The organism is Thermodesulfovibrio sp., assembly GCF_049969575.1.
Taxonomy (GTDB): Bacteria; Nitrospirota; Thermodesulfovibrionia; order Thermodesulfovibrionales; family Thermodesulfovibrionaceae; genus Thermodesulfovibrio; species Thermodesulfovibrio obliviosus.
Genome location: NZ_JBMFOO010000002.1, coordinates 12960 through 26018, shown reverse-complemented (window position 1 = coordinate 26018; position 13059 = coordinate 12960). Strand labels below are relative to the sequence as shown.

At 34.0% G+C, this 13059-nt stretch carries 15 protein-coding genes and 1 tRNA gene; 13 read left to right on the top strand and 3 right to left on the bottom strand.

Annotation, left to right across the window (positions count from 1 at the left end; genetic code table 11):
* Positions 1–4 precede the first annotated feature (4 nt).
* Positions 5–1144, top strand: coding sequence for a radical SAM family heme chaperone HemW (hemW, locus tag ACP5O9_RS00855; RefSeq protein WP_428723256.1), 1140 nt, complete (start codon positions 5–7; stop codon positions 1142–1144).
* Here the strand turns inward: hemW and ACP5O9_RS00850 are convergent.
* A complete protein-coding gene (locus ACP5O9_RS00850) occupies positions 1080–2249 on the bottom strand; it encodes a PDZ domain-containing protein (protein WP_353686881.1) in 1170 nt (389 codons plus the stop codon). The genes hemW and ACP5O9_RS00850 overlap by 65 nt on opposite strands.
* Positions 2216–3598, bottom strand: a complete 1383-nt coding sequence (tilS, locus tag ACP5O9_RS00845) for a tRNA lysidine(34) synthetase TilS (RefSeq protein WP_353686882.1) — start codon at positions 3596–3598, stop codon at positions 2216–2218. Before tilS ends, ACP5O9_RS00850 begins: the two co-directional genes overlap by 34 nt.
* A gap of 78 nt (positions 3599–3676) precedes the next feature.
* Here tilS and ACP5O9_RS00840 point away from each other — a divergent pair, with 78 nt between their 5' ends.
* Positions 3677–4414, top strand: coding sequence for a thioredoxin fold domain-containing protein (locus ACP5O9_RS00840; RefSeq protein ID WP_424904701.1), 738 nt, complete (start codon positions 3677–3679; stop codon positions 4412–4414).
* On the opposite strand, the gene ACP5O9_RS00835 is transcribed toward ACP5O9_RS00840, so the two are convergent.
* Positions 4404–5294: a selenium metabolism-associated LysR family transcriptional regulator gene (locus ACP5O9_RS00835; RefSeq protein WP_428723255.1), complete on the bottom strand. Its 891-nt coding sequence runs from the start codon at positions 5292–5294 to the stop codon at positions 4404–4406. The genes ACP5O9_RS00840 and ACP5O9_RS00835 overlap by 11 nt on opposite strands.
* A 66-nt stretch (positions 5295–5360) precedes the next feature.
* On the opposite strand from ACP5O9_RS00835, the gene ACP5O9_RS00830 reads away from it, so the two are divergent.
* The 11 genes from ACP5O9_RS00830 to porA all read left to right on the top strand — a co-directional run bounded on the left by ACP5O9_RS00830 (position 5361) and on the right by porA (position 13058).
* Complete coding sequence (locus ACP5O9_RS00830) at positions 5361–6152, top strand: hypothetical protein (protein ID WP_428723254.1); 792 nt, start codon at positions 5361–5363, stop codon at positions 6150–6152.
* A gap of 15 nt (positions 6153–6167) precedes the next feature.
* Positions 6168–6488 (top strand): Sec-independent protein translocase protein TatB, encoded by a 321-nt coding sequence (gene tatB / locus ACP5O9_RS00825; protein ID WP_353686886.1) that lies wholly within the window; start codon positions 6168–6170, stop codon positions 6486–6488.
* A 6-nt stretch (positions 6489–6494) separates the two neighbouring features.
* Entirely contained in the window at positions 6495–7286 is a 792-nt protein-coding gene (tatC, locus tag ACP5O9_RS00820) for a twin-arginine translocase subunit TatC (RefSeq protein ID WP_353686887.1), read from the top strand.
* Positions 7270–7533 carry a hypothetical protein gene (locus tag ACP5O9_RS00815; protein ID WP_353686888.1) on the top strand — a complete coding sequence of 88 codons (264 nt, stop codon included), beginning with the start codon at positions 7270–7272 and terminating at the stop codon, positions 7531–7533. Before tatC ends, ACP5O9_RS00815 begins: the two co-directional genes overlap by 17 nt.
* On the top strand, positions 7530–8579 hold the full coding sequence (ychF, locus tag ACP5O9_RS00810; RefSeq protein ID WP_353686889.1) for a redox-regulated ATPase YchF: 1050 nt from the start codon (positions 7530–7532) through the stop codon (positions 8577–8579). Before ACP5O9_RS00815 ends, ychF begins: the two co-directional genes overlap by 4 nt.
* Positions 8580–8594: 15 nt before the next feature.
* Positions 8595–10229, top strand: a complete 1635-nt coding sequence (locus ACP5O9_RS00805; RefSeq protein WP_428723253.1) for a methyl-accepting chemotaxis protein — start codon at positions 8595–8597, stop codon at positions 10227–10229.
* 22 nt (positions 10230–10251) lie between these two features.
* Positions 10252–10343: transfer RNA gene (locus ACP5O9_RS00800), tRNA-Ser, on the top strand.
* An 11-nt stretch (positions 10344–10354) separates the two neighbouring features.
* Positions 10355–10969, top strand: a complete 615-nt coding sequence (locus tag ACP5O9_RS00795; protein ID WP_353686891.1) for a DedA family protein — start codon at positions 10355–10357, stop codon at positions 10967–10969.
* A gap of 51 nt (positions 10970–11020) precedes the next feature.
* The gene (locus ACP5O9_RS00790) at positions 11021–11593 is read left to right on the top strand and encodes a 2-oxoacid:acceptor oxidoreductase family protein (RefSeq protein WP_353686892.1); all 573 of its coding nucleotides are present in this window, start codon (positions 11021–11023) and stop codon (positions 11591–11593) included.
* The gene (locus ACP5O9_RS00785; protein ID WP_353686893.1) at positions 11590–11877 is read left to right on the top strand and encodes a 4Fe-4S binding protein; all 288 of its coding nucleotides are present in this window, start codon (positions 11590–11592) and stop codon (positions 11875–11877) included. The genes ACP5O9_RS00790 and ACP5O9_RS00785 overlap by 4 nt, the downstream gene beginning before the upstream one ends.
* Positions 11877–13058 (top strand): pyruvate ferredoxin oxidoreductase, encoded by a 1182-nt coding sequence (gene porA / locus ACP5O9_RS00780; protein ID WP_353686894.1) that lies wholly within the window; start codon positions 11877–11879, stop codon positions 13056–13058. Before ACP5O9_RS00785 ends, porA begins: the two co-directional genes overlap by 1 nt.
* Position 13059: the final 1 nt, after the last annotated feature.

Here is a 13059-nt window from a genome sequence, read left to right as displayed (position 1 = left end):
AACTATGGCTGCATTTTTTTCATCTCTTTATGTGCATGTTCCTTTTTGCATTAAAAAATGTAAATACTGCAGTTTCTATTCATTGCGCCATAATGAAGATTTAGAAAAGCTCTATATTAAGGCAATTTTGAAAGAAATGGAAATTACAAAAGATTTTCCCCATTTTCTTAAAACAATATACATAGGCGGAGGAACACCTTCCTGTTTGAGCATTGATAGCTTAAACAGTCTTCTTTCAGATTTGACAAAAAATTTTAAAACAGCCCGAGATGTGGAGTTTTCAGTGGAGATAAATCCTAAAACAATTGATAAGGAAAAACTTGGTTTAATGAAAGCCTGTGGAGTTAATAGATTAAGCATAGGAGTTCAGTCATTTAATGATAAAGAGCTTTTATTTTTAGGAAGGATTCATAATTCAGATGAAGCAGCTCGAACAGTGGAAGTTGTTTACAAGGAAGGCTTTGAAAACATTTCAATTGATTTAATCTATGGTATTCCTGGACAGACACTAAAAAGTTGGCAGGAAACTCTTAAGCAAGCAGTGAGTCTTCCTGTTAAACACATTTCAGTATATGAACTATCGATAGAAGAAAATACTTTACTTGGAAAAGAGCTTAATGCTGGAAAATTTTCACTTCCTTTACAGGATGATGTTGCGTTTATGTATGAATTTGCTTCAGATTTTCTCAAAGAAAATGGCTTTAAAAAATATGAAATATCAAACTTTGCCCGAAGAGGATTTGAATGCAAACACAATATTTCATACTGGTTAAGAAAACCATATCTTGGGCTTGGTCCTTCAGCTCATTCATTTTTTGATAAAAAAAGGTTTCACAATCCTCCGGATTTATTTATTTATGCCAGTTTTTTTATTGATGGTAAAGCAGGATGGGTATTTGATTATTCTGTTGATAAGGTGGAAGAATTAAAAGAAAAGATTTTTCTCGGGCTGAGAATGACAAAAGGCATTACTATCAAAAAAAAATGTTTGCTTGAGTTTTTGAAGGATTTTGAAAAGGAAAAACTGCTTACCATTTCAGGCAACAGAGTGAAACTTACACTCAAGGGAATGCTTCTTTCTAATGAGATTTTTGCGCAGGTATTATTACATATTGAAAACTGTCCTGTCTGTAAACAAGAATAAGAAGGTCAGATCCAGCTAACTTTGAAATAATCTCATTGAAATCTTCAATATTATTTACAGGTTTTTTATTTATTTCCATAATTATATCTTCCTCTTTCAGTATTCCTAAGGCAGGGCTGTCTTCACTCAATTTTTTAACATATACACCCTTTATAGATTTTTTTAAATTTGCCTTTATTTTTTCAGGAATTTCTGTAATTTCAACACCTTTTATCCGGGATGTATAAGATGATTTTGTTTGAAGCAATGCCTCTGGAGGTTCTTCAAGAATTATGGAAAAAAATTTTTGAATTCCATCTCTTAAAATTTTTAAATTTATAATATCTCCGGCAAATTTTGTTGACATAATATTTTGCAAATCCTTTAATTCTTTGATTTTGAAATTATCTGCTTCAACAATTACATCTCCTCTTTTTAATCCTGCTCTGTCAGAGGGACCGCCTTCATAAATATTTGTAATTACAACTCCCTGAGAAGTAAGCAGTATTTTCCCAAGCTCAGCAGTAACTGTCTGTCCTTGAAGCCCTAACCAGCCAGGTGTTCTTTTTATTAATTTGTTGATCTCTGAATAAACTGGTTTAATTAACAAAACTTCTGAAACATTGCCACTTTCAGTTACAACTCCAAGAGGCACTAAATCAAGAGAAACAACAAGAGAGCCTGGAATTTGTTTGCCCTGAATCTGAATTTTATTGTCTTTTACGATTCCTTTTACAATTAGTAAAGACGGTTCTTCAAAAACCGTTACGAGAAAAAATATTTCATCTTTTGTTGAAGGCAGAGCAAAATTTACTGGATTGAAATCTCTATCGAGTTTTATTACTGCTATATTTAATTTTGAATCTACAGCCACTACAGGATTTTTTACTTTTTCAACAATTGTAGCAGGAAGTATGGCATAGTTCTTATCTATTGCAACAGCCACTGCTTCCTGAAGAGGAATAAGAGAATTTGAAAATTTTTGATAGATTGTATCAAATTTATTTTTTATTGATGTTGAGAAATTTTCTTCACAATGAACACAATCAGTTGAAAATGAAATAACAGCAACTATAATGATGAAAATTTTAGTTACAACTTTGGTAAGATTTTTATCTGTAAGCATCTTTTTGTATTATCATCAATTTTAAATCTGTCGTCAAGTCTGTAGCCTGCAATGCAAACAATTGCTCCATTGCTTTCAATTATTGGAACAGCATCTCTTTCATCTCTTGGAATCTTTTCATCAACAAAGAAATCCTGAAGTTTTTTCCTTTTACCAAAACCAAAAGGATAGAAGTAATCTCCTGCTTTTCTTGCTCGGACAATTAATGGAAATTTAACTTTGTCCATATCAGCATAAATTGTATGTTTTCCATCGCCAAAATCTTTAACTTCCTCTTTTTTTATTTCTTTTAAACTAACAACAACATTGGTTTCTTTAAGATACACATCCTCGGGTTCAGCTATTTCATAGGTAGACAGTTTTTTTGGAGCCTCTGCAGTGATTGTTAAAGTTGAATATCCCTTTATAGCTCTAATTCCTTTTGGAAGATAAATTCTGTCTCCTGGTTTGCCAGTTTTTATAAGTTTTATTATTTCTTCTATGTGATCAAAACTCAATCCTTTTAAATCTCTCACGCTATCAATGGCAACTCTTAAAGCTCTTCTTAATATAACTATATTAAGCACTTCCATGGGATTACAGAAAAGTTCAACTGTTTTATCTGTTTTTCTGCTCATAAGCCGCATTAAAGCCTTTGTTACTGCTATATTTATGTAATCGTTTTCTTCTCTTAAAATATCAGCTGTTCTTGAAATGATTTTTGTCGCCTGCGGAGAGATTGATTTTATGACAGGCATTAAAGTTTTTCTTATTTTATTTCTTAAGTATTTTAAGCTTTCATTTGAAGCATCAGTAATATAGGAAATGTTTCTTTCAGAGAGAAATTTTTCAATCTCACTTCTTTCAATTTCTATAAGAGGCCTTATTATTTTTTTTCTTACAGGTGGAATTCCGCTCAGTCCAGCAGGCCCTGCTCCTCTGAGAAGTCTCATTATAACAGTTTCAGCCTGATCATCAGCATTGTGTGCTACTGCAATTTTGTGTGCCTTAATGTTGAGGCTTATTTGTTCTAATGCTGCATATCTCAAGATTCTTGCTGCTTCCTGGATATTCATTTTTTCATTTTTTGCAAAGTTTTTGACATCTATTGATTGAGTATAAAAGGGGATATTGAGGGATTCGCACAAATGCTTACAAAATTCAATTTCTTCTGGAACATCCTCAGGCCTTAATCCATGATCTATGTAGGCTGCTGAGATTTTTAGTCTGTATTCAGGTTTAAGCATGTTTAAAATATAAAGAAGGCAAACAGAATCAGGACCTCCTGAAAGACCAACAAGAACATGATCTCCTATTGAAAGCATGTTATATTTTTCAATTGTCTGTTTGACTTTTTTGATGATGTCCATCTATCAATTTTAACAAATCTGTCTTGATTTTTTTGAAACATTTGTTTTTAAACTAATTAAAATAACAAAGGAGATGAGATGAGAAAAGCAGGATTTTTTTTAATGTTTTTGTTTTTAATTTTTACACTTTCATCTTGTAATCTATCCACTAATCCTTGTTCAAACATTAAAGAAAAAAATTTAAAGGACGCATTAAAGATTGATTTTGACAGAATTATTGAAAAAAATGAGATTAAAGGAACAAATCTCTGCCAGATTGTAATTCAAAGAGGTGGTGGATTAAATATTTTTTATGCATATCCTGATGGTAAAACTTTTATATTTGGAGATATTTACAAAGATGGTGTATTTTTAAGTAAAGCAACCTTAGAAAGAATTCAGGAAAAGAGTTTTAAAAATTTTCAGTCAGAAATTGAAAAAATTGTCGCTTTTTCCTACAAACCAGAAGGTGCGAATAAATATGTTTACATGATTACTGATCCAGATTGCCCCTTTTGTGAAAGAGCAAAAAACTCAATTAAGCAATGGGCAGATTCAAGAAAAGTGGAAGTGAAAGTTATATTTTTCCCTCTTGAAAGACTTCATCCTCAGGCAAAAGACAAGGCTGTCCGAGCAGTCTGTTCAGGAATGCAGTTCAATGATTATCTTAATTCAAAATGGACAGGACAGCAATGCTCTCAGGGAGTTAAAAAGATAGAAGAGTCAATTGCTCTTATGAATAAAATTAATATAAATGGTACGCCTTCTTTTATTTCCTTTAATGGAAAACGCATAATAGGTTTTTCACCTGAAGGACTTGACAGTATTATAAACTGAAGGCTTTTTCCTGCAAAAATTCGTAAAAAAGCCTGTATATGTAAGATAGAGTTCTTTTTGCATGGGTAGCTATGTAAAATGTTCTACTCATTGTATAATTCTTTATTCTTACAATTTTAAGTGTTCCATATTCTGTTTCATCCTTAATTGAATGGATTGAAAGGATTGAGATGCCTATGCCATTTTTAATTGCCTCTTTTACAGCATCTGTACTACTCAGAGTACATGCTACATTGAGCTTTTCAATATCAATTCCCATTTCATTAAGCCATCTTTCCATTTCTTTTCTTGTTCCAGAGCCTTCTTCTCTCATTATAAATGGATATTTCAGAATCTCATGGGGCTCAATAAAGGATTCTTCAATAAACTGACGACTGACAATTACAAGTTCGTCATTCATGAAGGGAAGATAATCAATTTTTGATTTATGGAGTTTTGTTCCTACAATTCCTAATGTAACCTTTCCTGAAAGTAAGCTTTCTATAACAGTTTTTGAATCTGAAATATCAATTTGAATTGAAATTTCAGGATAAATTTTTCTAAAAGATGATATTAACCTGGGTAAAATATAAGTTCCAGGAATACTGCTTGCTGCAATATGGAGATTGCCTGAGGGTGCGGATTTTATTTTTTGCAAAACCTCTTTTAAATTTTCTAACTTTTCCACCACTGCACATGCATGTTCATAAAGTATTTCTGCTTCTTTTGTTGGGATAATGAGTTTGCCGAATCTGTCGAACAACACGCAATTTAATTCTTCCTCAAGGGTTTTTATATGTTCACTTATTGTTGGCTGTGTGAGGAAAAGTTCTCTGGCAGCTTTTGAAAAACTTTTATTTTTGAATACGGAAATAAAAATTCTTAGTTGATGAATATCCATAAAAAATTTTAACAGAATTAATAATTAATTTGACAGATTTTGCTTTTTTTGATATTCTTTCTTTAAATGAAACGATTGGTCATTTTGTCAATTTTTATTTTGCTGTTAACTCCCTGTGCCTATGCCTTTGACAGAAAAGGATTTTCACCCACTGCTCCCTTTTCAGTAATCTCTACTTTTTCTGCAGACTCCCCAAAACAGAATCAGGTAGCCATTGATTTAGGTTTTGAACTTACAAATGATCCTGATATAAAAAGAATAAATTTAAACATATCCTATGGATTAACCAATAATGTTGAAATTATTGCTAATCTTCCCTATAACCTTTCATACCATAATTCTTTGAATGGCAATGGTCCAGAGGATATTAATCTTGGTTTTAAACATAGAATAATTGATGAGACAACATATTTGCCAGCTTTTGCATATATGCTTTATGTTTCAGGTGATTTTGGAAATGAGGAGTTTTCAACAGAAGGTGGAATTGGTGGAGGCTTTATTGTTACAAAGAAGGTAGGACCTGTGAAGGCTCATGGAAATATAATTTATTTTCGTCCAGAAAAACAGGGATTAAAAGAGACATGGAACATGAATTTTGGTTCAGAGCTTAAGGTAAGTTATAACTCAAGCATTCTTTTTGAAATTATAGGAAGAAAAGCCATTGATAAAAATAAAATAGACTTTATAGAATGGAGGCTTGGCTACAGAGTAAAAGTAACAGATTTTTCCTACACAACTGTGAGCACAGGTTTTGATATAAAAAACAGAACTCCTGATATTAGATTTATGTTTGGCATAAGTGTTGTGCTACCTGGAGAAAAAAATAAAATAAAAAGAATTGTAGAATATGTTGAATAGTGTTATAATAATTTTATGTTTGATTTAGGATTTCAGGAACTCATTGTAATATTTATCGTTGCTTTGCTTGTATTTGGTCCAAAAAGACTCCCTGAGCTTGGATATACTCTTGGTAAAACAATTAATGAAATAAGAAAGGCTTTTCAGGGTGCAAAATCCGAGATGGAAAAAGAGCTTCAGGAAGTTAAAGAGACTGTTGAAGAAGCCAAAAAGGACATAAAAGACCCACTTCAGTTAAAAGAAGAAGTTTTTAAAGATTTGCCTTCTATTTCTGATTTAAGAATAGACAAACACATTGAAAACATTGCCAGAAAAGAGATTGAAAAAAAGGAGTAATAATGAATGGAAGAGCAAAAGATGTCTTTAATAGAACATCTTTCAGAGCTCAGAAAGAGAATTATTATATGCCTTGTAGCTTTGGTTATAGCTTTTATATTTACATTTAGCTATTCTGAGTATATTTTTAAGCTTTTGCTTTTCCCTCTTCAGTTTACTCCCCAAATTTCATTAAAAGAAGGATTGGTTTTTGTTCCTGATCAAAAGCTTCATAATACAAAGCTTGTATTTTTAGGTCCTGCTGAAGCTTTTTGGATGAATATGAAGATTGCTCTTGTATCAGGATTTGTTCTCACGATTCCAATAATTTTCTATCAACTCTGGAGATTTGTCTCTCCAGGGCTTTATTCCCATGAAAAAAAATATGTCATGCCCTTTGTTTTAAGTGCAACAGGTCTTTTTTTAACTGGTGTTGCTTTCTGTTATCTGATTGTTCTTCCCTTTGCAATGGGATTTTTACTTAATTACAAAGTTGGAGATTTTTTAATGCCCATGCTTTCTGTGGGACTTTATGTAGATTTTTTGTTGAAGTTTCTTCTTGCCTTTGGATTGGTTTTTGAATTACCAATTTTGATTGTAATTACAACAAGAATGGGATTGATAACTCCTCAAACACTGAAAAAATACCGACGTCTTGCAATAGTTCTTGCTTTTGTGGTTGCGGCGATAATAACACCAACTCCTGATGCTTTCAATCAGACACTTATGGCAGTTCCCATGATTATACTTTATGAACTTGGAATTTGGGTTTCAATACTACTGAATAAAAAAGGTAAAAACAATGGAGGGCAGAAGTAAATCACTTTCAGCTATTGCTTCTGATATTGCAGAAGGATTTATCACAGTAAATCCTCTGTTTTTGAAAAAATTTTCAGAAAAAGATTTAAAGGAGCTTCATGATGTGATAATTAAAAAAGAGCGGCAGATAAGAGCAGAGCCTTTCCCTTTTAATGAGCCTCTGCAAATAAGAAAAAGAAATATGAAGCTTCAGAGACTTTATCAAGCCATGGTAGTTATCAAAAACTTTATGGAAGGAAGAATATGAAGATTGCTTTAACAGGTTTTTTTAATTCAGGTAAGACCACGATTTTTAATGCACTTACCACACAAAAGATTGAAACTTCTTCATATCCAACACCTGCTGATATTTTTCACAGAGGAGTTCTCCATGTTGATGATCCGAGATTAAGGAAAGTAAGCGAAATTGTAAATCCTAAGAAGACAACCTTTGCTCAGGTCGAATGCATTGATGTAGCAGGATTAATAAAGGACAATCCAACGCATAATTCAAAAGTTATAAAACAGCTAATGGATGCTGATGCATTAATATATATTTTGCGTGGGTTTGACAATCTTTCAGTACCCTATCAATTTGATAAAATTGATCCTTTAAGGGATTTAACCGAACTTGAATATGAATTGATTATGCTTGATTTAGATCTTGTAATTAAAAGAATTGAAAGAATGGTCGAAAATAAAAAGAAAGGACAGAAGATAAACGAGGCTGAAATGGAGATTCTGGAGATTTTAAAAAATCACCTGGAGAATGGACAGTCTTTAAGAACAATAAAAATTACAGATGAAGAGCTTAAACAGATAAGACATTTAAATTTTTTAACTTTAAAGCCTGCTTTCGCTGTTATAAACGCAGATGAGAAGTCTTTTAATGAAAGAAGATTTAAAGATGCAGATTTTTTAACAATATGTGGTTCTCTGGAAAGTGAAATCATTCAACTACCTCAGGATGAAATCTCAAATTTTCTTGATGCTATGGGAATAGATGAGCCTGTAAGTAAAAAAATAGTGAGAAAAGCCTATGAAATTCTTGATTACATATCTTTTTTTACAGCAGGTCCGCAGGAAGTAAGAGCCTGGAGTATTAAAAAAGGAACTAAGGCTGTTGATGCAGCAGGGAAAATTCATTCTGATATTCAAAGAGGATTTATTCGGGCAGAGGTAATATCTTACAATGATTTTGTCTGTGTTAACGGAGATTTAAATTTAGCCAGACAAAAAGGACTCTTAAGACTTGAAGGAAAGGAATATGAAGTAAAAGATGGAGACATAATAACTTTTAGATTTAAAGTATAATTTGGGGGTGGGGGGATGAAAAAATTTTTAAGTGAGCTTGACAGAAAGGTAAAATTACGCTGGAAAATGGTTATTCCTCTGGGTTTTGCTATTGCTTTTGGAGTTATTGCAACGGTTATTGTGACTGGCTATGGTGCTTACAGAATTGCCTATGATACGGCAATTCATTTTGGTGCTAAAGAAGTTCCTAAGGAAATAATGAATGAAGTAAGAACTCTTCAAATTATTTTTGCTGTGCTTGGTTTTTTGGGTATTATTTCAGCTTCAGCAATAGTTTATGTAACTTACTTAGTTACTCACAGACCTGTTAATCTTCTTGCTCAAACATTACAAAAAATAGCTGATGGAGATTTAACTGTGGATGTTGGTTTTAAAGACAGGGTTGATATTGTAGGAAGGCTCGCAACAAGTATTGACAAGGTTTTACAAACCTTTATAAATCTTACTGACAAATCTTTTGAGTACTCACAAAAGCTTGCTGAAAATGTAGACCGATGTAACAGAGTAATTGATGAGACCATAGAGGGTGCAAAAAAGCAGTCCCAGCAGGCAAGCCAAATTGCAACAGCAGCTGAAGAGATGACGCAGACAATAACTGATATAGCAAACAATGCATCAAAAGCTTCTGAAACAGCAACGGAAACAATGGAAATTGCCAAAAAAGGACAGAGTATAGCTCATGATGCTGTGAAAAAGGTAGAGGTTGTTTATCAGACAACGAACGAACTTGGCGCTATGGTGGAAAAACTTAACAGTTCTGCCTCTGAAATAGGAGAAATTGTAACAGTTATCAAAGATATTGCTGATCAGACAAATCTTCTTGCCCTCAATGCAGCAATAGAGGCAGCCAGGGCAGGTGAACAGGGTCGCGGATTTGCCGTTGTTGCTGACGAAGTTCGTAAGCTTGCAGAAAGAACAATAAGAGCTACTGATGAAATTGCTCAGAAAATCAATATGATTCAAAGAGAAACTTCAGATACTGCTCAATCAATGAAAAAAGAGCTTACAGAGGTTACTGAAGTCACAGAATCAGTTAAAAGCATAGGAAATGCTCTGGGAGAGATTGTATCTGCTGTTACAAAGCTTAAAGATCAGATAACTCAGATTGCTACTGCAGTGGAGGAGCAGTCTGCAGCAAGTGAGGAAGTAACCAGAAATATTGAAGAGTCTGCAAAGATAGCCTCACAAATAGAGCGACTCGCAGAGACAATAGTTAAGGATTCCTATGAAATTTTGCATGTCTCATCTGATTTAAGACATACAGCATCTCGAGTAAAAACAAAGACAACACAGGAGATGCTTTTCGACATATTTAAAGGAGATCATGAACGCCTCATGATAAGAGTTCATGCTCATATAAAAGGTATTGACAGACTTGATCCAGACCGTCTTGCAGATTATCGCTCCTGTGCAGTGGGTAAGTGGTATTATAGTGAAGAAGCCCAGAGATTTAGGGACCTGCCAGGTTTTATGGAGCTTGAGGATGTTCACAGAGCCTGTCACAGTCTTGCTAAAGACATAGTTTTAGCCCATAATGCAGGAGACCATGAAAAAGTAAAGAAACTTCTTGATGAAGCCAAGAGAAACTTTGAAAGATTAAACAGGCTCTTAGATCAGCTTAAGAATGGCTATCTTGCAAGATTGAGATAAACAGTGTTATTATTAAAGAGTTGGAGAGGTGGCCGAGTCAGGTCGAAGGCAGCCGCCTGCTAAGCGGTTGTGGGGCCAAAAGCTCCACCCAGGGTTCAAATCCCTGCCTCTCCGCTCTTTATAACATGATGGATTCCTATTCAATTATAGAGCAATTTTCTTATCCAGGTTTATTTTTTCTCTTAATTCTCGGCGGATTAGGAGTTCCTTTCTTTCCTGAAGATTTAATTCTAATTGCCTGTGGGGTAATGATTTCAATGGGAATCATCAAACCTGTTCCTGCAGTCTTGATTTCTTACACAGGTCTTATTTTTTCTGATTTTATGCTTTACTTAGCTGGAAGAAAGTTTGGAAGAAAGATAGTAACAAATAGGAGATTTGAAAAAATTCTGTCACCTTCCAAATTTTTTTTAATTGAAAAAAAGTTTCGACGACATAGCACTCTTATAATGTTGCTTGGTAGACTTCTTGTTGGTTTCAGAGCTCAGGTTTTTTTACTTTCAGGAATTACAAAGGTTTCTATGGCAAAATTTCTTATCATTGATTCTGTCGGTTCTGCAGTTGTACTTTCAATTATGGTTACTGCAGGATATCTTGGAGGAAAATTTTTAGAAAGTGTGCAAAAAGGTATGTTGTATATAGAATACATTATTGGCTTTTTAGTTGTCATTGCTGTTATTTTAATGATAATTTATCTTTCCTATAAATATCTCACAAAATCAAATAATAAAATACAGTAAAAAGTGATTTTTTGTTATAATATTTAAAAACTCTTTTTTGAGAGGTGTTTTATGGAAAAGATGGAGATAAGATGGCATGGAAGAGGAGGGCAGGGGACTGTTACTGCAGCAAAAGTTTTTGCAGATGCATGTCTTAGTGGAGGTAGATATGTTCAGGCATTTCCAGAGTATGGGCCGGAAAGAGCAGGAGCTCCTTTACGGGCATACAATAGAATAAGCTCAAAAGAGTTAAGAATGCATTGTCCTGTTACACATCCAGATGTGGTTGTAATTGTTGATCCCACATTAATAGAAAGCATTGATATTACTGAGGGAGCAAAAGATGATGCTAAATTTATAATTAATACTTCTAAGGACCCTGCTGAATTGAGAAAAAAACTTAACCTTAAACCAACTCAAAAGCTTTACACAGTAGATGCTACAAAAATTGCCATTGAATGTTTTGGAAGGCCAATGCCAAACTCTCCAATGGTTGGCGCTCTAAACAGAGTCACAGGCTTGGTAGATTTAGAAACACTTCTTGAAGATGTGAAGAAAAGTTTTGGGAAAAAATTTTCACAGAAAATAATCGATGGTAACCTTCTTGCTGTAAAGAGAGGTTACGAGGAGGTGAAAGAAGGATGATGGGATGGAAAAGCATACCACCAGGAATGGTAATACTTGAGCCAGGAAGTGCTCTTAAGTTTAAAACAGGGTCGTGGAGAGCATTTAAACCCCGCTGGATAGAAGAAAATTGTATTCAATGTTTACTTTGTTGGCTTTACTGCCCAGACAATGCAGTTAAAGTTAAAGACGGAAAAAGAATGGATTTTGACTATGACTACTGCAAAGGCTGTGGTATATGCGCTCGGGAATGTCCGGGGAAAAAAGGTAACAAAGCAATTGTGATGGAAGAGGAGGTAAAATAATGACGAAGGTTGTGGCAGTAACAGGAAATGAAGCAGTTGCAAATGCCTTTCGTCAGGTAGAACCTGATGTATGTGCAGCCTATCCAATAACTCCCCAAACAGAGCTTATGCAGAGATTTGCAGCATTTGTATCAAATGGACAGGTAAAGACTGAGATGATTCTTGTTGAAAGTGAACATTCTGCTTTGAGTGCCTGTGTTGGTGCTGCTGCAGCAGGTGGAAGAGTAGTAACAGCTACATCTTCACAGGGTCTTGCTTTAATGTGGGAGATTTTATTTATTGCTTCTGGATTAAGACTTCCAATTATTATGCCTGTTGTAAATAGAGCTCTTTCTGCACCAATAAACATTCATTGTGATCATTCTGATGCAATGGGTGCAAGAGACAGCGGATGGATTCAGCTTTGGAGTGAAAATGCTCAGGAAGCCTATGACAATACAATTCAGGCATTTAGAATTGCTGAGCATATGGATATAAGGCTTCCTGTAATGGTCTGTTATGATGGTTTTATAATAAGTCATTCAATAGAAAGAATTGAATATCTTGATGATGAAGTTGTAAAAAATTTTGTTGGACAATATAAGCCTCTTTATCCACTTTTAGATGTTGACAATCCAAAAAGCTATGGTCCGTTGATTCTCACTGATCTGTATCATGAGGTAAGAAAAGCTCATGCAGAGGTTTACAAAAAAGTACCAGAGGTTGTCTTAGAAGTTGCAAAAGAATTTGAAAAAATATCAGGAAGAAGCTATGGACTTTTTGAATCCTACAGACTTGAAGATGCTGAGATAGGAATTGTAATTTTAAACTCTGCAGCTGGAACAACAAAAGATGTGATAGATGAATATAGAGATAAAGGAGTTAAAATCGGATTACTTAAACCAAGACTTTTTAGACCTTTTCCTTATGAAGAGATTGGAAATGCCCTTAAACATCTGAAAGCAGTTTGCGTTCTTGACAGAGCAGATGCCTTTGGAGGTTCATTTGGTCCCCTTTACCTTGATATAGCTGCAAGTTTGTGTAATTTTAAAGAAAAACCTGTTTTAATTAACAGAATATACGGACTTGGTGGAAGAGACTACATGCCAGAGCATGCTGCACAGGTAATTGATGAATTAATTGAAATTACAAAAACAGGAAAACTAAAAATTCTTAAAGAATACATTGGAGTGAGGGAATAAA